21 protein-coding genes are annotated in these 19,901 nt (G+C 38.1%); 3 read left to right on the forward strand and 18 right to left on the reverse strand.

Annotation, left to right across the window (positions count from 1 at the left end):
• Positions 1-51 precede the first annotated feature (51 nt).
• Genes BUA72_RS04150 through BUA72_RS24360 form a run of 6 tightly spaced genes read right to left on the reverse strand, consistent with a single transcriptional unit; the run spans position 52 to position 6,217 of the window.
• Entirely contained in the window at positions 52-801 is a 750-nt protein-coding gene (locus BUA72_RS04150) for a succinate dehydrogenase/fumarate reductase iron-sulfur subunit (protein ID WP_047449562.1), read from the reverse strand.
• 12 nt (positions 802-813) lie between these two features.
• Positions 814-2,730, reverse strand: coding sequence for a fumarate reductase/succinate dehydrogenase flavoprotein subunit (locus BUA72_RS04155; RefSeq protein ID WP_072921904.1), 1,917 nt, complete (start codon positions 2,728-2,730; stop codon positions 814-816).
• A gap of 11 nt (positions 2,731-2,741) precedes the next feature.
• Positions 2,742-3,398: a succinate dehydrogenase cytochrome b subunit gene (locus tag BUA72_RS04160; protein WP_072921905.1), complete on the reverse strand. Its 657-nt coding sequence runs from the start codon at positions 3,396-3,398 to the stop codon at positions 2,742-2,744.
• 16 nt (positions 3,399-3,414) lie between these two features.
• Positions 3,415-4,845, reverse strand: a complete 1,431-nt coding sequence (locus BUA72_RS04165) for an anion permease (RefSeq protein WP_047449555.1) — start codon at positions 4,843-4,845, stop codon at positions 3,415-3,417.
• A gap of 21 nt (positions 4,846-4,866) precedes the next feature.
• Positions 4,867-6,027: a porin gene (locus BUA72_RS04170; RefSeq protein WP_047449551.1), complete on the reverse strand. Its 1,161-nt coding sequence runs from the start codon at positions 6,025-6,027 to the stop codon at positions 4,867-4,869.
• A 22-nt stretch (positions 6,028-6,049) separates the two neighbouring features.
• The gene (locus BUA72_RS24360) at positions 6,050-6,217 is read right to left on the reverse strand and encodes a hypothetical protein (RefSeq protein WP_175548851.1); all 168 of its coding nucleotides are present in this window, start codon (positions 6,215-6,217) and stop codon (positions 6,050-6,052) included.
• Between the two features lie 381 nt (positions 6,218-6,598).
• Between BUA72_RS24360 and BUA72_RS04175 the strand changes: the two genes are divergently transcribed.
• From BUA72_RS04175 to BUA72_RS04185, 3 genes are all read left to right on the forward strand, one after another.
• Complete coding sequence (locus tag BUA72_RS04175; protein ID WP_072921906.1) at positions 6,599-8,788, forward strand: ATP-binding protein; 2,190 nt, start codon at positions 6,599-6,601, stop codon at positions 8,786-8,788.
• A gap of 27 nt (positions 8,789-8,815) precedes the next feature.
• Positions 8,816-9,367 (forward strand): biliverdin-producing heme oxygenase, encoded by a 552-nt coding sequence (locus BUA72_RS04180; RefSeq protein ID WP_034730454.1) that lies wholly within the window; start codon positions 8,816-8,818, stop codon positions 9,365-9,367.
• 116 nt (positions 9,368-9,483) lie between these two features.
• Positions 9,484-10,410 carry a malate dehydrogenase gene (locus BUA72_RS04185; RefSeq protein WP_047449545.1) on the forward strand — a complete coding sequence of 309 codons (927 nt, stop codon included), beginning with the start codon at positions 9,484-9,486 and terminating at the stop codon, positions 10,408-10,410.
• A gap of 146 nt (positions 10,411-10,556) precedes the next feature.
• Here BUA72_RS04185 and BUA72_RS04190 read toward each other — a convergent pair whose 3' ends face one another.
• From BUA72_RS04190 to BUA72_RS04245, 12 genes are all read right to left on the reverse strand, one after another.
• Positions 10,557-11,150 carry a hypothetical protein gene (locus BUA72_RS04190; protein WP_072921907.1) on the reverse strand — a complete coding sequence of 198 codons (594 nt, stop codon included), beginning with the start codon at positions 11,148-11,150 and terminating at the stop codon, positions 10,557-10,559.
• A gap of 48 nt (positions 11,151-11,198) precedes the next feature.
• Positions 11,199-11,720 (reverse strand): hypothetical protein, encoded by a 522-nt coding sequence (locus BUA72_RS04195; protein WP_072921908.1) that lies wholly within the window; start codon positions 11,718-11,720, stop codon positions 11,199-11,201.
• A gap of 105 nt (positions 11,721-11,825) precedes the next feature.
• A complete protein-coding gene (locus tag BUA72_RS04200) occupies positions 11,826-12,392 on the reverse strand; it encodes a hypothetical protein (protein ID WP_072921909.1) in 567 nt (188 codons plus the stop codon).
• A 168-nt stretch (positions 12,393-12,560) separates the two neighbouring features.
• Positions 12,561-14,282 (reverse strand): S41 family peptidase, encoded by a 1,722-nt coding sequence (locus BUA72_RS04205; RefSeq protein ID WP_175548852.1) that lies wholly within the window; start codon positions 14,280-14,282, stop codon positions 12,561-12,563.
• Positions 14,283-14,397: 115 nt separating this feature from the next.
• Positions 14,398-15,339, reverse strand: a complete 942-nt coding sequence (locus BUA72_RS04210; protein WP_072921911.1) for an RDD family protein — start codon at positions 15,337-15,339, stop codon at positions 14,398-14,400.
• Positions 15,340-15,447: 108 nt separating this feature from the next.
• Positions 15,448-16,368 (reverse strand): alpha/beta fold hydrolase, encoded by a 921-nt coding sequence (locus BUA72_RS04215; protein ID WP_072922484.1) that lies wholly within the window; start codon positions 16,366-16,368, stop codon positions 15,448-15,450.
• Positions 16,369-16,446: 78 nt separating this feature from the next.
• Complete coding sequence (locus BUA72_RS24170; protein WP_072921912.1) at positions 16,447-16,695, reverse strand: hypothetical protein; 249 nt, start codon at positions 16,693-16,695, stop codon at positions 16,447-16,449.
• Position 16,696: 1 nt separating this feature from the next.
• The gene (locus BUA72_RS04225) at positions 16,697-17,293 is read right to left on the reverse strand and encodes a hypothetical protein (protein ID WP_072921913.1); all 597 of its coding nucleotides are present in this window, start codon (positions 17,291-17,293) and stop codon (positions 16,697-16,699) included.
• A 98-nt stretch (positions 17,294-17,391) separates the two neighbouring features.
• On the reverse strand, positions 17,392-17,625 hold the full coding sequence (locus BUA72_RS04230; protein ID WP_047449532.1) for a bacteriocin-like protein: 234 nt from the start codon (positions 17,623-17,625) through the stop codon (positions 17,392-17,394).
• A gap of 213 nt (positions 17,626-17,838) precedes the next feature.
• The gene (locus tag BUA72_RS04235) at positions 17,839-18,576 is read right to left on the reverse strand and encodes an SDR family oxidoreductase (protein ID WP_072921914.1); all 738 of its coding nucleotides are present in this window, start codon (positions 18,574-18,576) and stop codon (positions 17,839-17,841) included.
• A 70-nt stretch (positions 18,577-18,646) separates the two neighbouring features.
• A complete protein-coding gene (locus tag BUA72_RS04240) occupies positions 18,647-19,270 on the reverse strand; it encodes a TetR/AcrR family transcriptional regulator (RefSeq protein WP_228407833.1) in 624 nt (207 codons plus the stop codon).
• Positions 19,271-19,352: 82 nt separating this feature from the next.
• Complete coding sequence (locus BUA72_RS04245) at positions 19,353-19,886, reverse strand: GNAT family N-acetyltransferase (protein WP_072921916.1); 534 nt, start codon at positions 19,884-19,886, stop codon at positions 19,353-19,355.
• Positions 19,887-19,901: the final 15 nt, after the last annotated feature.

The raw sequence follows: 19,901 nt of genomic DNA on the forward strand, positions 1-19,901 counted from the left end.
AATCTGCCTCGGTTGCGAAGCAGATTCTTTATGTATGTTGTTAAGGTTTAACTACTTTTTCCTGAAGAACAGCGCTCTTCCATACTCATAGTTCATTCTGGCAATATTCAGCACAGAAATTCCCTGAGGACATTCCACCTCACAGGCTTCCGTATTGGAGCAATGCCCGAAAAGTTCATGATCCATCTGGCTGACCATATTCAGAACACGGCCGCTTCTTTCTTCTTTACCCTGGGGAAGAAGAACCATATGAGTGATTTTTGCAGAAGTGAATAAGGCAGCACTTCCGTTTTTACAGGTAGCCACACACGCCCCACATCCGATACAGGCGGCAGAATCAAAAGCTTCCTCAGCAGTTTGATGAGTGACTGCAATTGCTGTAGCATCAGGGGCTTGCCCTGTATTGACGGATACAAATCCACCTGAAGAAATAATTCTGTCAAAAGCAGACCGGTCTACTTTAAGGTCTTTTTTTACCGGAAAAGCTTCTGCCCGGAAAGGTTCAATTAAAATCGTTTCACCATTTTTAAAAGACCGTAAGTGAAGCTGACAGGTCGTCGTATTTTTTAATGGTCCGTGGGCAATTCCGTTGATCATCATACCACATTGTCCGCAAATTCCTTCACGGCAATCGTGATCGAATTCTACAGGTTCGTCGCCTTCCGTAATGAGTTTTTCATTTAAAGTATCCAGCATTTCCAGGAAAGACATGTGGGGATTCAGTTCTTTCAGATCATAACTGACCAGTTTCCCTTCGCTCTTTCTGTCTTTCTGTCTCCATATCTTAAGATGTAAATCCATAATGTTTGTTTTTTATTTGTAGCTTCTTACCGTTGGCTGTATCTCTTCAAATATCAGCGGCTCTTTGATGAGCTCCGGTTCATTATTTTCACCAGCCCATGCCCACGCGGAGATAAACTGATATTCGGTATCATTCCTTAAAGCTTCTCCGTCCGGGGTTTGATATTCTTCCCGGAAGTGAGCACCGCAGGATTCATTTCGGGTTAAAGCATCATAGCACATCAGCTCACCGATCTCGAAATAATCAGCGACGCGGCCGACTTTTTCAAGTTCAGTATTCATTGTGTCACCCTGTCCTGAAACCCGTACATCTCTATAAAATTCCTGTTTTAATTTCCTGATTTCTCCGATGGCATATTTCAGACCTTCTTCATTTCTGGCCAGTCCGCAGTAATCATATAAAAGCTTTCCTAAAGTTTTGTGGAAATAATCAACGGTTTTGGTACCTCTGATACTGATGAAATCCAGAATCTGTTTTTTTACAGCATTTTCGGCGGCTTCAAACTCCGGAGCATCGGGTGAAATTTTTCCGGTATGAATCTCATCAGCCAGATAATTGGCAATCGTGTAAGGTGCGATAAAATAGCCGTCTACAGAAGCCTGAAGCAATGAATTGGCTCCCAGTCTGTTCGCTCCGTGATCTGCAAAATTGGCTTCACCCAAAGCAAAAAGTCCTGGAATAGTAGTCATCAGTTCATAATCCACCCAAAGTCCGCCCATGGAAAAGTGAGCAGAAGGAGAGATCATCATCGGTTCATTATAAGCATTGTATCCTGTGATTTTAAGATACATGTCAAATAAATTTCCGTACTTCTCCTGAATCTTTTCCTTTCCCTGTTCTCTTATCGCCTTGGAAAAATCAAGATACACTGCATTTTTCAAAGGTCCGATTCCAAAACCGGCATCAATTCTTTCTTTAGCAGCACGGGAAGAAATATCTCTCGGAGCCAGGTTTCCAAAAGCGGGATACCGGCGCTCCAGATAATAATCTCTTTCGTTTTCCGGAATATCATTAGGAAGTCTTGTTTCATCAACCTTTGAAGGAACCCAGATTCTTCCGTCATTACGCAAAGATTCTGACATCAGGGTTAATTTAGACTGATAATCTCCCGATTGCGGAAGAGAAGTAGGATGCACCTGAATCCAGCTCGGGGAAGCCATCAAAGCTCCTTTTTTGTGAGCCCGCCAGATCGCAGAACCATTACAGCCCATGGCTAAGGTTGAGAGGTAATAAATTTTTCCATAACCTCCGGTAGCCAGAATTACTGCATGGGCAGCATGTCTTTCAATTTCTCCGGTATCTAAATTCCTGACGATAATGCCTCTTGTTTTACCATCAATCATCACCAGATCAAGCATTTCATGTCTGGAATACAACTGCACGGTTCCTTTTCCAACCTGTCTCATCAGGGCCTGATAGGCTCCGAGAAGAAGTTGTTGCCCAGTTTGTCCCCTTGCATAAAAGGTCCGGCTCACCTGAACACCACCGAAAGAACGGTTGTTGAGGTAGCCACCATATTCACGTCCGAACGGAACGCCCTGCGCTACGGCCTGATCAATGAGGTTTAATGAACATTCAGCCATCCGGTAGACATTGGCTTCCCGGGCTCTGAAATCGCCTCCTTTTAAGGTGTCTACGAACATTCTGTAAACACTGTCTCCATCATTTTTATAATTTTTAGCGGCATTCACACCACCTTGCGCGGCTACGGAGTGGGCTCTTCTCGGGCTGTCCTGGAAACAGAATGACTTGACATTGTAACCCATTTCGCCCAGAGAAGCAGCAACTGAGCTTCCTGCCAATCCGGTTCCAACGACAATAACGTCCAGCTTTTTACGGTTGGCAGGATTAACGAGCTTGGCTTTCTTTTTATAGTTGTCCCATTTTTGTTCTAACGGGCCTTGAGGTATTTTTGAATTTAAGATCATAACTTTTCTGTTTAATGGGCAGTAAAGAATACGTAAACGGGCATCAGTGCAAAACCTATACTGATAATCACTGAATAGACAATTCCGGCGGTTTTGAACCATTTCACAAACTTGGGGTGAAATAATCCCAGTGTTCTGGCCGCACTGTGAATTCCATGGATCAGATGATAGCATAAAGCAACCATTGATAGTACGTAAATGATGACATACCACCATTCCTTGAAAACCGTTACGACAAGGATATACAGATCCTTATTCCCGTTTGCATCGAGAGGTGGGTTTCCGAATTTGTAGACATACCAGAAATTCTGAAAGTGAATCACCAGAAAGATCAGGATCAGCGTACCGAGGATTCCCATATTGCGGGAATACCATTTACTGGCTCTTCCGCGGTTTTCCGACTGATAGTTTCCACCCGATTTTTTATTTTTCAGGGTAATGAGCAGTCCATCCAGAGCATGCAGGATAATACTTGCATACAGAACGTAGGAAACCATTTTGATCAGAATATTTCCGGACAGAAAATGCGAATAGGCGTTAAACTGCAGGTGCGCCTGCTCAGGCGGAAGAAACAGCTGGAGATTTCCCAAGAAATGGATCAACAGAAAGAAGCTCAGGAACAGTCCTGTAAGGCACATCAGCATTTTTCTTGACAAGGTTGACAGCATATTTTTGATTTAATGATTAATAATATCCTAAAACTTTCATCCAAAGTCCTCCTACGACCATATAGATGATGAGTAAAACAATTCCGATCTCAAGACCTCTCAGCCACCAGGCTTTCAGCTCGACATAGCCACTTCCGTAAAATACCGGAGCAGGGCCGTGACCGTAATGGGTAAGAACTCCATAAATTGAACCTAAGAAACCAAGCATCATAGCTAATAGCATCGGAGGGATTCCTAAAGAAACACCAACACCCAATAATGCTGCATACATCGCAGCCACGTGAGCCGTTGCACTCGCGAAAATATAGTGGCTGAAAAAGTACACGACAATAATCACCGGAAAGGCAACCTGCCAGCTTAGTCCGCCTATTTTTACTTTGATCAGATCACTGAACCATCCGATGAAACCGAGCTCGTTTAAAGAACTGGCCATCATCACCAGAACCGCAAACCACACGATGGTATCCCAGGCACCTTTTTCCCCTTTGATATCTTCCCACGTCAGAACTGAAGTAAGAAGTAACATGGTAAGTCCTATGAAAGCTGTTGTGGTAGCATCAATAGACAGTGCTCCTCCAAATATCCAAAGGGCTAAAAGGATAAAGAAAGCCAGTAACATCAACCATTCATTTCTGGAAATAGGTCCCATTTCTTTTAATTTCTGAGCGGCCATTTTCGGGGCATCGCCAGTTTTTTTCAACTCAGGCGGATATAATTTGTACAAAACCAACGGGACCACGAAGAATGCGACTAAGCCCGGAACGAAACCGGCTGCAGCCCATGACATCCAAGTAATATTGATTCCTAAATTCGCTGCAAATTTCTGACACATCGGGTTACTCGCAGTCCCGGTAAGGAACATGGATGAAGCGATGAGGTTCATATAATAACTGTTCAGGGTAAGGAAAGACCCCAGTTTTCTGTGGGTTTCCGGCTTTTCAGGAACGGAATCGAAGCTGATGGCCATAGATTTCATAATCGGGTAGATGATTCCGCCTCCTCTTGCGGTGTTACTCGGAATAGCAGGAGCCAGACATACATCGGCCAGTCCAAGTCCGTAAGCCAGTCCCAATGAGCTTTTACCGAAAATTCGGATGAATAAAAAGGCAATCCTGTTTCCCAATCCGGTTTTGATAAATCCTCTGGCGATAAAGAATGAGATCCCGATCAGCCAGATCACTTTATCTCCAAATCCGGAAAGTGCTTTGGTGATAGATTTTCCGGCATCTCCCGGTGCGACTACCTGAGTAAGCGCTGTAAATGCTATGGCCATCATACACATGGTGCCCATAGGTGCTGCTTTAAGGATGATTCCCAAGATGGTGGCCGCAAAAATAGCGAACAGATGCCAGGCGTTTTCAGCAACGCCTTCCGGAGCCGGAATAAACCATATAATCAGCGCAACGGCAAACGTTATCGCGATATTTCTGATATTAATTTCTTTCATGATCTATAAATATTTAAGCGGTTAAAATCTACTTTGCACCTGAACAATGAATAGATTGTTGTTGTATTGTGATGTGTTGTCTACCTGATGTTTGTACCGGTCGAACTGCATACCCAGCTGGATTCTTGCTCCATAGTTTTTCAGGAATTCCAGCCCGAACATCGGCGTTATGGTCTGTCTTGGATTGGAGTTCAGCCTGAAATTGGTATCCAGATATTCGTATCGACAAGACAGTTCGAAAGCGCTGAGGTTTTTATGATTAATCTCGTACCGTACATTCGGAAGAAAATAAGCGCCACGGATCAGGTATTGATCAGGATTGGAAGGTCTCAACTCCGGATCCATCGTGTTGTAAAGAACATGATTGGTCGCCTGTTTCGCTTCCAGTTGCATATCCAGACTCCATTTCGGGTCAAACTGGATCAATGAGCTGAGGTCAATTCCTACGGCGTATACTTTTTTACTTAATACTTCACCGACACCTCCGTTCAGGCCGACGTTGAAATTATATTTTTTAGACAAACCGAAAACCAATCTCGTGGAATACTGCTTCCCGTCATCGTTGTCATTGATCTGATTTTTCCCGTTTCCATTGACGACTGACACCGCATACTGGAAAGGAATTTGACCCAGTTGAAGCTGCCCCGTTGCAGAAAGCCCGATCTGGAAGCTTGTCCAGCCCAGTTTTCCGAATTCCGTATACTGATTGGACCAATCCAGAGATTTGATGATGTCAATAGGATACGTTTCCTCAATTCCGAACCAGGGTCTGAATTGTCCGACTGTAAAGGCGAGCTTAGGATTGAAGGTGTATTTCAGATAAGCATTTTCAAGAACCCTGCTTTTGGGATCGTTTTTAAAGTCAGCGAGGTTCGCAAGTGCTACGACTTCCGTTCTTTTGCTGATCTGTGCGCGTACCTGAACCCTCATGTATTTCAGCATGAAATTGTTGCTGGTTCCAGACCCATCCGCATGATGCAAACCGTTTACATCTACATCTTTGGTCATGCCTACGAGATAACGTGCCTGAAAAAGGCCTTTGATCTGAAGCACCGGATATTTCACATGGTCTTCCTCCTGCTTGTTCTGCTGCAGAGAATCCTGGATCTGTGCACTGGCGGAAAAACCTGCCAACAGGGCACAAAAGATCAGACTTCTCTTTTTTGGTGAAAAAAGGGTCATAGTATTTGTGTTTAAAAAATTATTATTTAGTTGCCTGGAAATTGGAAATGGACTTCCTCCAATTCATGGAACTTAGCGTAGTAATCGGGATTTCCGAATCTTTGTAGACTTTTCCACTATGGGTTTCGAAATGAATTCCGATTCCTGATATGGGGAAAGGGGTGAGGATAATTAAAGGGAACTTTTTCATAGTCTGATTATTTGAATTTAAATGAGGATTTAATTGAAAATAATGCAAAAAAATTCAACAATTTTTAAACGTATTCATTATTTGGTGATATAAATTTAATAAATTTTGTTTAATTAACATAATTATTTTAGGGGTTAATGTAAAATTCATGTGATGAATCATGATGGGAAAATTAAACTTGACCTGCTCTTAAATTTTTAGTATATTATAAATTAAATGCCATTATCAGTATTGAAAAAGCAAGCGTATCAGGGCTGAAAATCAGAGGGATTCATGTCACGGATTGCAGGGATGACGGTGTTTTAAGGACTTCCGTGATTTCGTACCACAAAGTAATATGTCGTTAAAAAAATCGTTATATTTGGTAGATCAAAGAAAGATATGAATTTTGTAGAGTGTCATGAGGAGCCCATCCATATTCCTGGGTATATACAAAGTTTTGGATACCTGATTGGCATTGATGCAGAATCTCATTCCATCACTTTTTTCAGCAGGAATATTTCGGATATATTCAGAATCGAAAATGCGGAAGAGCTTTTTGGGAGAAGTCTTATGGATTTTCCTGAAATTTTCCGTTCTGTGATGGATTCTGATTTGTATTCTTCTCTGAAAGACTTTACAAAAAGAGAAAACGAAACGCATTTTGATAAGGTATTTATCAGCGGAAAGGAATATCATTTTTCCATTTTCAGAAGCGGGAAACATATTTTCCTGGAATTTGAAGCGGTACTGGAAAATCCGAATAAACGTATTTCCAATAAGTATGACAATTTTTACGTCATCGACAATGAAAAGGAGCTTTGGGAACAGTTGCTGAGTACGCTTTCCAAGATTGTAAATTATGACCGGATGATGGTGTATAAATTTATGATGGACGGTTCCGGAAAAGTGATTGCAGAAAGGAGAGATGAGGATATGGAAAGCTATCTGGGCCTTCATTATCCCGAATCCGATATTCCGAGACAAGCCAGAGAGCTTTATTTAAAGAAAAGGAAGAGAATTTTCAGCAATGTCTATGCAGATACGGTTCCGCTGATCAGCAGAACGGATGAGGTTATTGATCTTACTTTTGCGGCTTCTCGGGGAATGTCGCCGGTTCACGGGCAGTATGTCAAAAATTCCGGAGCTTCTTCCAGTTTCAGTGTGTCTATTATCATTGAGGATCATCTTTGGGGACTGGTAACGTGCCAGAATTCGGAGGCTAAACATATTGACCTTGAAGACAGGGTGCAGGCCGGTATTTTTACGGCTTTGGCTTCTAATGCTTATTCTTCGTTTAAATCTAAAAATGAATTAAATTATCGTCTTGAACTGAACGAAAAATCGTCACAGCTAAAAGCGGAGTTTTTAAAACATAATAATCTGTTCGACTCTTTGGCGGACAATAAAGCAAAAATAAGAAAACTGCCTGAGGCAGATGGTTTGGTTATTATTGCAGAGGGTGATATAGTGACTGTGGGAACGGTTCCTGAACGGGGAATCATTGATGCCATTGCCCATTGGGCCCTCGAAAATACCACGGAAAGTATTTTTGTCAGCAGAAGTTTCCTTAAAGATTACGGCGAGGAACTTGGACTGGATGAAAGTGCAGCCGGAATTATTATCTATTTTATCGAAAGAAGTAAAAAAGAAATGCTGATCTGGTTCCGTAAGGAATTTGATGAACATATCAGCTGGGCCGGAAATCCTGAGAAGAAAATTGGGGTGGTGGTTCAGGATGGACAGGAAAAACATATTGTTTCGCCAAGAACATCTTTTAACATATTTACAGAAAATATTAAAGGAAACTCCAGAAGATGGAATTCCAGAGATATCAGTTCGGTGCAGACTGTCCGGGATGTGATTCTTGAAACGTCACACAAACAGTATAATGCCATCAAAGCCCTGAACAATGAGCTGAGAAAGGTCAATGAGGAGCTTGACAGTTTTTCTTATACAATTTCACATGACCTGGGAACACCTTTGACCGTGATGAAGTTAAATGCTCAGATGCTGCTCGCCAATTTTGAAAAGACAGAAAAAAATAAAAATAAACTGACGTCTATTGTTGAAGAAATCGACAGTATGGCGGAAATGATGCATGATGTTCTCCAGCTCAGCCGTGCAAAACACAGCGAGATAGAATTGGAGCGCCTGCAACCTGCCAATACCATTCTTAAGATCTCAGAAAATGCAAAGATCACTTTTGAAAGCCCGAAAAGTGAGATCATTATTAAGGAATGTCCCGATGTACTCGCGGATAAAACGATGCTTCATCAGGTGTTTTTAAATATCATCAATAATGCGGTAAAATACTCCTCTCATAAAGATGAGCCTAAAGTGGAAATCTGGGGAGCGGAAGAGGACGGACATATTGTGTACAGGATCTCAGACAATGGAATCGGGATTCCACAGGAAGAAAAGCATAAGATGTTTAAAATCTTCAACCGGATGGATAATGCGAAAAAATTTAAGGGAAATGGAGTAGGGCTGTCCATTGTGCACAGAATCATGAAAAGGATTGGTGGAAATGTGGATTATGATAACAATAAAGAGGGTACTTGTTTCATTTTAACGTTCAAAAAACCGTAAATTTGGGAAAATTTAAAAACCTTATTTATGGTATCAGAGTATCTTAAGCAAAATACAGCGGAATATCACGATGCTGCAGAGAAACTTTTCAATTCTGAAAAAATTTTTAATAAAACTTTCACCCTTGAGGATTACAAAAAGATCATTCATACGAATTATCTGATGCTTCTTCACAGTGAAGATAAAATATTCGGAAGCCTTTCTGATAAATATTCGGAGAAGCTTCAACTTAACAACAGAAAGAAGCTTTCCCTTATCGAAAAGGATCTTGAAAGTCTTTCTCTGGAAAACCAAACTGTTTCCCATGATCTTGAATTTGACAACGAGCATGAAGCTTTAGGAGCGATGTACGTGATCGAAGGTTCTACTTTGGGTGGAAACGTGATTGCAAAACAGCTTTCTAAAACAGAAGGTTTTGATAATGTGACTTTCAATTTCTTCGGATGCTATCAGGAAAATACAGGCCCGATGTGGAAAAATTTCAAAGAGGTTCTGGACACTGAAGTGGCTGAAGACAACTACAATGAAGTCCTTTCAGGAGCAAAAAAACTATATACGTTTTTACTGAACGTCAATTAATTTCATTGAACCCTAATTAAATTCCTGAAAAATTGCCCACATTTTCAGGAATTGTTAAATTTGAGCGTTTCAATTTTTAGAGTAAACTAAAAAATAATTTAAAAAAAGTATACAATATGAAAGTAACTGTAGTTGGTGCAGGCGCTGTAGGTGCAAGCTGTGCAGAATACATCGCAATGAAAAACTTCTGTTCAGAAGTAGTTTTAGTAGACATTAAAGAAGGATTTGCGGAAGGTAAAGCAATGGATTTGATGCAGACTGCATCGCTGAACGGATTCGATACAAAAATTACCGGAACAACAGGAGATTACAGCAAAACTGCAGGTTCTCATGTAGCAGTAATCACTTCAGGTATTCCAAGAAAACCTGGAATGACGAGAGAAGAGCTGATCGGTATCAATGCAGGTATCGTGAAAGATGTTACTCAAAATCTGGTAAAACATTCTCCGGAAGTGATCATCATTGTGGTTTCTAATCCAATGGATACTATGGCTTATTTAGTACACAAAACCTCAGGTCTTCCTAAGCACAAAATCATCGGAATGGGTGGTGCATTAGACTCTGCAAGATTCAAATACAGATTGGCTGAAGCTTTGGAAAGCCCGATCTCTGATGTAGACGGTATGGTAATCGCTGCACACAGTGATACAGGAATGCTTCCATTATTGAGCAAAGCGACAAGAAATGGTGTTCCGGTAACTGAATTCTTAGATGAGGAGCAACAAAAATACGTCATCGAAGAAACTAAAGTAGGAGGTGCTACATTAACTAAATTATTAGGAACTTCAGCTTGGTACGCACCAGGTGCAGCAGTTTCTGTAATGGTTCAGGCTATCGCTTGCGACCAGAAAAAAATGATCCCTTGTTCTTTAATGCTTGAAGGTGAATACGGACAAAATGATATCTGCTTAGGTGTTCCAGCTATTATCGGAGCAAACGGAGTAGAAAAAATCGTTAACGTAACACTTACTGCAGAGGAGCAGTTGAAGTTTTCTGAAGCAGCTAATGCTGTGAGAGAGGTGAACGGAGATCTTAAGTTTTAATTGATTTAAGCTTTATATAATAGCTCAGCGCGGCCTTTGGCCGCGCTGAGTTTTTTTATCTGAATTCTTTGTCGGAATTTTATTTAGTTTCGGCGAGGCCGCAGGCCACTTTTATTATAAAAATGAATTTTATGAAGAGTGTAATTCTATTTGGACAATTCTGAGTAAACCAAATCAAGATCCTGAAATTTTAACTTACTAAAATTATCACTAGGAGTCTGAATCTCATCTAAGCTAACAAAAAGAATTGAATAATCTTTAGTATCAAACTCCTTTTGCATAATTTGATCAGCTCTATCTCTGGTTAATGTAACTGTCCTTTTATATTCATCATAATATTTCTTCTTGTTGTTGAAGTCAATAGGAATTGATGTTATCGTAATTTTATTAATTGAAGTTTGGGCAAATGCCTGAAATGCAATATATACAATATCTCTTTTGACCATTTCATTAATTGTTTTGTCCGAATCTCCCTCTATGGTAGGCTTGGAAACTTGAATGTGTAAGTTTTTCTCATCAGTATTTATGAATTTTAGAGTTCCTTGTTCAACCGTAAAATCATGAGCATCTTCTAGCATCTCTTTTACAGAGTTATATTTTTTTAATTCAGATGGACTGATATTTTGTGTTTGAGATGTTTCTATTTTTGTTTCGTTTTCTGTGGTAACTGATTCGTTTTTTTTATCATTGCTACAGCTTAATAGTGCGCATATAGAAGCAATTAAGAGTGTTTTCTTCATTTATAATTAAATTTTAGTTATTACTTTAAGTAATATAATAGTTTTATCTTAATTGATATCAATTGTTTTTGCTAGGCTCTCAAAACTATTATTATCATAATAATCGAGTTTACTATATCCGTTCATATTGTTGATTGTATAAATGGCTTTTATATTTTTCATGTCTTCATCCTCCATATATAATCCAGTGACAGGATTGTTTGGGAATTTTGCGGTATTAGATTTTTTAAAGAAAACTAATATTTGAAAATAGCCATTTGTGTAATCAGATTTAGCAGTTGAACAGTAGTCTTTTAATTGGTTCAAACTAATATCTTTATCAACTTCGAAAAGTGTCATTTGATTAAAATTACCATCACTTCTTATTTCCTTTTTACTGTCAATTACTTTCATTTTATCATTATTATATTTGGGTTGTATATCAATATGAGCATCGTTTTTACCTTCTTGATTTGATATTGTAAGGCCATCTATTGAGTTTGTTATTTGGTGTTGCTCTTTTTTATTATTGCTACAGCTTAGAGAAAATAATGTTATAGTAGACAGGATTAGATTAAGTTTTACGTTCATAATTGTTGTTTTGCAATAGTTTAAAGCTACAGAATCTTTATGATTAAAAAATATGGAAAACCATAAGTAAATTCTTTTGTACTAATAAAAACTACATCGAGTTTTTTATTTTATCCGTCTTAAAACGTCTAATAACTCAGGAATTTTATTCACCTGTGATTCGGTCCAGAAATAATGTTCATTATCGGTTACACCGAAATCCTTTAAGTAAATAGAAATTCTTCTCGTATTTTTTTCAATGTAAAAATTAAATGATATTTCCTTAGAATTAAAAATATAGGTGGTAGATTGTTTCTTTTCTGTCTTATCTTTTATGTTGGGAATAACGTATAATTCTATAAACTGAATAAATTCTTCCACTTCATTTAAGTCAAGCCATGACGTTTTGAAAAACCTTCTTGATTTTCCCATAAAATCATATTTTGCATCCATATCAACCTGAATGGATTTTATTTTCTGATTGGTTTTTAAATTGATTGCTTCGACAGGGAAAAATGAAACTTCTTCACCCATACCTGATCTAAAATCTGCTGTAATATTCCAATTTTTATTGACTTGGGTAAAGTCTGCGCCATCAATGAATTTTCGTGTACTAGAATTTAAATCGTCTTTTTGCTGCGCTGAAATATATAAGCATGAGAACAAAAAGAAAATAATGGGGATTCTTTTCATGATAATTAATTTAAATTTTCAGTTTAAATATAATAACATGTATGGTATGAATATTACGGGAATCCATACTAGAGGACTCTTGAGTGACTTTTTGAGGGTTTGATGAGTATATGTTTAGTTTCGGCGCGGCCGGAGGCCGCGCCGAAACTAAATAAAATAATACTCCCCTTACTTCATCGCTTTCAAAACCCTCTCAAATTCCAGATCCTTTTTCTGAATCACATCCTCATCCGTATACCTGATCAGTTCATCAATTCTTACCCCTACTTTTTGGGTTTGTGAATTATCATCATAGAAAATGCCGTTTGCGGTAAATTCAAGACTGTACTCTGCGTTGAGTGGTACACTTGTAATATCTCCGTCAGCACCGGCTGTTTTCTGGCCTATCGTAACGGCTTGTGGGAAGACTTTTTGCAGGTTCATGGTATTCCATTCACTCATGCTTAAAGTTTCGGGATTTACAATGAGGAAAACTTTTCCTTTGTATGGATGAACGGTTTTATTTTCAATCTTTGGATAGTAATGTCCAAACTCATTATAGCTGAAAGGAATGTAAGTGCCGATATTGCGGATATTAGGCTTGTAGTATTTTCCAAAATGATTTTCTACAGGAGAAAAGTATTTGTAGATATAATGAAATACAAATCCACCCCAATCCGGATAACCTCTCATGTCAAAGACGATTGCTTTTTTGGAGGAGGCTTCTTTAAAGATTTTGTCCATATGATCATCCAGCTGATCATCGGGAACACTTTCGCTGATATAGCGTACATTATGAATTTTAAAATAAGTAAGATCAGCATGAGTCATTGTATGCGAATCTTTTATCCGGATTTTTTCTTTTATATATTCTGTAACAGTGGCAAGCTGCTGTTTGTCGGAGAAATTGAGAAAATCAACTTTTACAGACTGAGATTTATGATTGTGTTTTGACTGTATGGTAAGTTCTTTCTGCGCAAGATCATCCGTCCAGATCAGGTTTTTCTGGTAATCTGAAAGCCTGTATAGGAGTGTTTCCGTATTGGATGCAGAAAGTAATTCCTGTTTTTCTTTAATGACTGCAGGAATGCTTTTACCATTGATCTCCGTTATCCTGTCTCCGGTATGGATATTTGCTTTAGAACAGATTTCAGGTAAGATAAGATCAGTAATGAGTAAATAATCGTTAGAAATGACATAATCGAATGGAGGAAAATAGGCACGGTGGTAAATTTCATTCTTATAATTCAGCTGATTATAAAAATCAAATGCATGGGTATCTTCCATTTTGGCAACAGCTTTAGCCAGAATAATGTCAAAATCTTTCCTTGATGAACAATGAATAGTTTGCTCCAATAAATTAGCAAAATAGGCATCAGCATCTTTAGGCATCAGGTATTTGTGAGGATAAAGATAATCTATGGAGCCCTGGATTTTTGCAAATATGAGAAGTCTCTCCGGTAAAGGATAGTTTTTATCTTTCGCTAATGGGTCCTTTTTTTTATCAGCAGGCTTTTGTTCTTTTTCAGAATCTGAAACAAATCTGTGAGCATAAATATTGTTAAGCAGAGCTTTATTTTCAGAACTGACTTTTTTATTCTTCTTATACCAATTGAAATTCTGATTGGCTGAAAGTATATCTTTTTCCAGATCAGTGGCCAGAGCTATTGAAAATTGATTGTTCAGATTTTCAGTGAGGATTGTGATTACCGAGTTGGCATCTGACTGGTTATTCACTTTTTCAACGGTCTTTAAAAATAAGCTGTCAGCATCTGTTTTTCCACCTGCTATATCAGGATGATAATATTTTAGAAAATTCCAGGTTTTGATGAAAAGATGATACTGGTCTTTTTGACCATAAACTGATGACTGAATTAAGATAAGAAAAAATAGAGGTATTAGTTTTTTCATGTTTTCTGTAGAAATAATGACCGAAAAGATATGATTTTTCTGATGATAAAATTTCACAGTCGATATAAAAATAAAAACGCACCCTGAGCGCGTTTTTATGTTGATTTTCAGTAGATTATTTTTTGAGTATTTCTCTCCATTGGTAAATAGGTTTGACAACATTATAAGAATAATACTTTCTTGCTATACCAATATCGAATCCTGAGCCGATCACGACGTTGAGTATGCTTTGATCTGTTTTATAGACATTGCTGCTGATAAATGTTTCAACGGCCTCTTTGACAACCTGGTCATTTTCAATATTGCCGTTGAATTCCTGTTTTTGATCCGTTCTGATGTATATCGTATAGACAGGTTTTTTATTGTCAGGCGGAAAGTAATTCATTGAAAGAGTAGTTCTTAAAACATGGTCCTGCTGAGAAATTTTTTCATAAACAGGAATCAATTCTTTTATTTCACTGTTGCTGTTAAAATTATAAACGGATGTTATGATGATAAGGGAAAGAAGTCCACCTGTGATATAAAACGGTAACTTCTTCAGTGGAGGCATCATTGTAACGGAAGTATTTCTATGGTCCCGAACAACATAAGTTTTCATTAAGATATCGTGCAGGGACTGTCTTGTTTCTTTGTTGAAGATGTAAAAAACGATGATTCCTATACCTGATGCAAAAATAATGATCGACTGGACTATATTAATAACAGAGAATGCATCTGATCCCGGAATTTTAAATCCGTTCAGAAAAAATGGAGTAGTGAGGATTAAAGTTCTGATGAATGAAGTTTTTAAATCAATCGTTTTTCCTTCAATATCAGTCACTTGGATCTTCATGAATTTTTTACCCAAGGTCTGACCATTATTGATCTTAGAATTTAAAATTGAAAAATAAGCCAGAGAAATAACCCAGCCAATGAATTTGGCGCTTTCTCCCATGGAGATAAATATATTTTCAAAGATGAATCCTAATATAAACCCTAGGATTCCAAGGATCAGCGAATCAATAAGTAAGGCCCATATTCTTGTCCAGAAACCGGATAAAAACAAATTGTTTTTCATTTTGGTATTAATTTTTAGAGCCCCGAAATTAATCAAATTTCTGCCGTTGTCCTAAAATAAAAGAGAATACCAGACGATTTATTGGCCCATCAGCCGTATTTGAATGAGTTACTTTTTGTGTTTTCGCACGAAATTCCAAACGGCATTCGAAAATTCCGCATTTTTCTCATAATACAAAAGATGTCCGCCATCAATGGATACCACTTTCTGATCGGGGAACTGAAACGTTTTGTAATGCTGTGTTCCTACAGCTTTATCGTTTTTCCCGGTGATAATTAATACCGGAACATGAATATCTTTGGTGAGCAGCGCATGATCAGAGTAATACTCCGGATAATCTTTCGGTTTCGAAATTACGGCCATCCCGAAATCTATGATTCTTGGATGAAGAGAATCTATTTTATCGGTTTGTTTAATGGTTTCAATATCTTCGGTGAGAAATTTATACCCGATTCTTTTCTTTCTTAATGCGGCACTTATTTTTGACAGCTCAGCAGAAAGACTGTCTTCAGGAACGGCTTTATTAGGCTGTTTCAGCAGGCTGTTTCCATATTCAATCTGTTCCTTTAAAGATTCATTGTTGAGAAAATGAAGTGTGATATTAGCCAGAATCAGTCCTTTCGTGTGCTGAGGATATTTTTTAGCATAATGAGTCGCAATAATTCCTCCGAAAGAATGAGCCAGCAGGAAAATCTTATCAAGTTTTAGATGCTGTCTGAGTTCTTCAATATCCTGAACCATGGCCTCCAGATGATAATTATCCGATGTCCCCGATTGCCCGGAACCCCGCTGATCCATATAGATCATCTTCATATTTTTTTCAAGACTGCTTCCGCCCAAAAGCTCAAATGAAGGATATCCCTGCCCCGGACCTCCCGGAACGTAAATGCATGCTTCTCCTTTTCCTGAAACTTTATAATTGATTCTTACATGATCGGAAGTTTCAAAAGTCCTTTCCATATTGCTTTTCTGTGCCGAAACAACGGTGACAGCCAAAAATAATAACAGAAATAAGTAGATGTTTTTCATAGTATAATAACAGTTGAAAGACATGGTTTATTACTTTAAGATAGATTGTTTTTTAATAGTCATTTCAACGGAGACCATTCATTTTAAATTTCTTCTTTTAATTTCTTTTTCAAATCCTTTCCAGTTAATGATACTGATGATGAGCAAGGGAAGAATACAGATTGGTACGATCAGGATCGGAGTAAAGCCTTTACTGACTGTCAGTACAATAGTTGCAAAAAACAACAGCATTGTAGAGGCGCCTAGTATAACGGTTAGGACCTTGAGTTTCTTTTCATTATTAATCAACTCTTCATCAGTGTATTCGGTTATTAGTTTGTTTCTCATATTAGTTTTTATTGATGACTTCAAGGTGGCCGATACTTCCGACAGGAGCTATTTTAATCTTTTTTTCGCCCTTTTTGATATAAAAGTAATAGATGCTGTTAATGTCGATCAGATAGACCGGATTCGTTTCTCCGGAGCTGGCGGTAAGGATGTAGTTCTCTTTTAAAGTTTGGGTATCCAGCCTTTTTTTAATTTTCTCTCCCTGCCCAATTCCTAATCCTACAAACAGAGCTAAAAGCTCAAATCCAGCGAGTATCACAAATGAAGGAATCATTGCTTTTCGCAGGTCACGTTTATCAAGATCAGGGTTCAGTCTGTAGCTTTTCAATATTTTCTGAACCACATTTGTATAGCTGTATTTAATAATTAAAAGTTGAATTAAAAAGAAAAGAAGCACTACTGAAAGCACCACGAGGATGAGTATAGGATTGGAAATCATGTCTGAAACAGGACTGATGAGAATGTCGGTAAGGGAAGAATACTTAAGAATATTGATTCCTAAAGGATAAAAAAGAATAGTTTCCTTTAATAATCCTAGTATTATTAAATATATATATCCTAACGGAAGAAATGCTTGAATTTTTTCTAAATATTTCATTGCACTAAGATATTATTTTTCCACTATCAAAAATAAAATCAAAATAAAAAAGAGCGGTATAAAAACACCGCCCTCAAGATTTATCTAACAAAAATTTTTTAAATATAAACACATCCGCATCCGGTTTCCCATTCTTGACACAGGTGCATAGGCTCAGTACAGCCTCCTCCGGGATGGCCTCCTCCTGTAACTCTGTAGCAGATACCATCATTGCAGTAATATGATCCTATAGTACGCGGGCAGTTACCGTCAGCATCACAGATACCATAAGCGATATCGCCACCACTGATAAATTCAAGCTGCTTTCTCGTTAATTTCTTTAAATTTTTCATAGCAGTTAATATTTTTAATTTGTTGATTACTAATATAAGAAATTTTAATACACGAAAATGTGATTTAAATAATATTAGTTAAAATTTAAAGATTTAATCGCTAGAATAATTAAAAAAATGGATAGTAAAGAAACTTTTTAATGTAGTTTACTAATGAAACTGCGGAAAAGAATTATTTCTCCCCCGCAGTAAAGACCGGATATATGGAACCAGCTATTTGTTCATTACACCGAAAGCGCCTTCAGAACCCGCAAAGAAGTTGCTGTAAAGGACTTCAGTATTCCCGACACGGATCTCGTAGGTATCTTCAAGAAGACCTTTTACGAAACTGTCAGCCACTTCTGAGGCAGGAATGCCATTTTCCCTTCCTCCGATTTCTACTGAAAAATCTGTATTAACAAGAGGTGGCATCAGTTCAAAAACCTTAACGGTAGTGTCTTTAGCCAGCTCGTGTCTGAGCAGTTGCGTATAAGAGTGTAAAGCCGCTTTAGAATCAGAATACGTAGGAACGTGTGAGCCCGGAGCAAATGCTACAATGGAAGAAACATTGACTACTGCTGAATTGTTCTCCTGTTTCAATAAGGGAAGCAGTTTTTCAGTCAGGCGGATAGGCGCAAAATAATTGGTTTCAAATTCTGCCGAAGCTTTGGTATAGGTGTCTGATGTATCAGAAAGCGTGTAAGCATAGGCGTGACCGGCATTATTGATTAGAATATTCAGACCCCCGAAGTTGAGTTTTATTTCTTCTACCAATCGGGTTACATCTTTTTCGTTGGTAATGTCAGCCTGTATGGTAAAGACATTTTCAAGACCTTCTGCCGCAGCATCCAGTTTTTCTTTATTTCTTCCGGCAATAATAATTTTGTTGGATGCATTCAGTGATTTTGCAATTTCCAGTCCGATTCCTGAGCCTCCGCCAGTGATAAGGATCGTGTTGTTGGTAATGTTCATGACATTTTTTGTATTAAATTAATAAGTATTTTTAAATTGTACTACTTGGTACAAAATTGATTAAATTTTTTTAATCCAGTATTTTAAGATTCATTTTAAGAATGCTTCTCAAAATTTCCGGTGAGCTTTCCATTCTTCTGGTGACATGGATTCCGTTCCATAAATTACTCAGGTGCCAGCCGATCATTTCCGGATCTTCACTACTGGTGATCTGTCCGCTTTTTTGCGCGTTTCGGATGGTTTCCGAAAAAAGGGTTTGTAACTTTTTCAGCAATTGAGCGGTGATCTTTTTTATTTCATGATCCTTTTCAGAAAGCTGTACCAGGGCATTCCCCAAATAACAGCCCCGTTCTTTATCGCAATCTGAAGCATCGGCCAAACTCAGAAAAAACTCTTTAATGAATTGAATTGGATCATCAGAGACCGCCAAACTTCCGGAGAATTTTTGATAGAAACTGTCTGAAAACTGTCTGATCGAACGGATATAAAGTTCCTGTTTTCCCCCTTTAAAAGCAAGATAAAAACTGCCTTTCCCGATTCCCATAGCGCAAAGAAGTTCATCGGCAGAAGCTGTATCATAGCCCTTGTCTTTGAAAACTTCGGTTGCTTTTGCAACGGCTTCCTGTTCATCGAATATTTTAGGTCTTCCTGCCATCGGGATTATTTCTGGGACAAAGTTATGTAATTGTACCATTTAGTACAAAATAAAAAATTCAATACGTTTTATAGTTTTTGTCGATCATAAAAGTTAATGAGTAAAGTAAAAATGCTTCATCCTACAAATCTAAAGTCATAAAAACAGCCGTTTCCTCCGGATTTTCATACAGTCTTGTATTGATTCCTGTAATGCTGAAACCCATTCTCCTGTAGAACTGTATCGCCAGATAATTGGTATTCTGCGTTTCAAGCTCAATAATTCTGCAGTTTAAATGTCTGGCTTCACGGACAGCATTTTTGATCAGCTGAGCTCCGGCTCCGTTTCTCCTGAATTGTTCACTGATCAGAATATTTTCAATGTAAAAGCTGTTATTCCATGTTCTGTGTTCGCAGATGATCCAGCCCATAAGCTCTCCATCTTCAAAAACGCCGAATGATTGTCCTTTTTCAATGATTTCATTAAGTTCTTCAATGTCGTTGGAATCGGTTTCCCAGACCTTAGAGTAGGGTATAGATTTTTCTTTTAATACAAACTCAAAAGAGCCGCCGTATTCAACAAAAGAAACGGAGAGGATTTTGTCTGTATTGTATCCGTTGAGTCCCCAATTGAGTGTGGGATTTTGAGTCAGTTTTTCTAATTTTTTTATTTCCATGGAAATGCGGAATAT

This window comes from Chryseobacterium sp. OV279 (assembly GCF_900128945.1).
Taxonomy (GTDB): domain Bacteria; phylum Bacteroidota; class Bacteroidia; order Flavobacteriales; family Weeksellaceae; genus Chryseobacterium.

Excerpts from the sequence above, each read along its gene's own strand:
- BUA72_RS04225 (WP_072921913.1), bottom strand. The coding sequence starts at position 17,293 with ATGAAATATTTAGAAAAAATTCAAGCATTTCTTCCGTTAGGATATATA.
- BUA72_RS04155 (WP_072921904.1), bottom strand. The coding sequence starts at position 2,730 with ATGATCTTAAATTCAAAAATACCTCAAGGCCCGTTAGAACAAAAATGG.
- BUA72_RS04245 (WP_072921916.1), bottom strand. The coding sequence starts at position 19,886 with ATGGAAATAAAAAAATTAGAAAAACTGACTCAAAATCCCACACTCAAT.
- BUA72_RS04200 (WP_072921909.1), bottom strand. The coding sequence starts at position 12,392 with ATGAAAAGAATCCCCATTATTTTCTTTTTGTTCTCATGCTTATATATT.
- BUA72_RS04170 (WP_047449551.1), bottom strand. The coding sequence starts at position 6,027 with ATGACCCTTTTTTCACCAAAAAAGAGAAGTCTGATCTTTTGTGCCCTG.
- BUA72_RS04180 (WP_034730454.1), top strand. The coding sequence starts at position 8,816 with ATGGTATCAGAGTATCTTAAGCAAAATACAGCGGAATATCACGATGCT.
- BUA72_RS04230 (WP_047449532.1), bottom strand. The coding sequence starts at position 17,625 with ATGAAAAATTTAAAGAAATTAACGAGAAAGCAGCTTGAATTTATCAGT.
- BUA72_RS04185 (WP_047449545.1), top strand. The coding sequence starts at position 9,484 with ATGAAAGTAACTGTAGTTGGTGCAGGCGCTGTAGGTGCAAGCTGTGCA.
- BUA72_RS04165 (WP_047449555.1), bottom strand. The coding sequence starts at position 4,845 with ATGAAAGAAATTAATATCAGAAATATCGCGATAACGTTTGCCGTTGCG.
- BUA72_RS04215 (WP_072922484.1), bottom strand. The coding sequence starts at position 16,368 with ATGAAAAACATCTACTTATTTCTGTTATTATTTTTGGCTGTCACCGTT.
- BUA72_RS04235 (WP_072921914.1), bottom strand. The coding sequence starts at position 18,576 with ATGAACATTACCAACAACACGATCCTTATCACTGGCGGAGGCTCAGGA.
- BUA72_RS04190 (WP_072921907.1), bottom strand. The coding sequence starts at position 11,150 with ATGAAGAAAACACTCTTAATTGCTTCTATATGCGCACTATTAAGCTGT.
- BUA72_RS04205 (WP_175548852.1), bottom strand. The coding sequence starts at position 14,282 with ATGAAAAAACTAATACCTCTATTTTTTCTTATCTTAATTCAGTCATCA.
- BUA72_RS04160 (WP_072921905.1), bottom strand. The coding sequence starts at position 3,398 with ATGCTGTCAACCTTGTCAAGAAAAATGCTGATGTGCCTTACAGGACTG.
- BUA72_RS24360 (WP_175548851.1), bottom strand. The coding sequence starts at position 6,217 with ATGAAAAAGTTCCCTTTAATTATCCTCACCCCTTTCCCCATATCAGGA.
- BUA72_RS04150 (WP_047449562.1), bottom strand. The coding sequence starts at position 801 with ATGGATTTACATCTTAAGATATGGAGACAGAAAGACAGAAAGAGCGAA.
- BUA72_RS24170 (WP_072921912.1), bottom strand. The coding sequence starts at position 16,695 with ATGAGAAACAAACTAATAACCGAATACACTGATGAAGAGTTGATTAAT.
- BUA72_RS04175 (WP_072921906.1), top strand. The coding sequence starts at position 6,599 with ATGAATTTTGTAGAGTGTCATGAGGAGCCCATCCATATTCCTGGGTAT.
- BUA72_RS04240 (WP_228407833.1), bottom strand. The coding sequence starts at position 19,270 with ATGGTACAATTACATAACTTTGTCCCAGAAATAATCCCGATGGCAGGA.
- BUA72_RS04195 (WP_072921908.1), bottom strand. The coding sequence starts at position 11,720 with ATGAACGTAAAACTTAATCTAATCCTGTCTACTATAACATTATTTTCT.
- BUA72_RS04210 (WP_072921911.1), bottom strand. The coding sequence starts at position 15,339 with ATGAAAAACAATTTGTTTTTATCCGGTTTCTGGACAAGAATATGGGCC.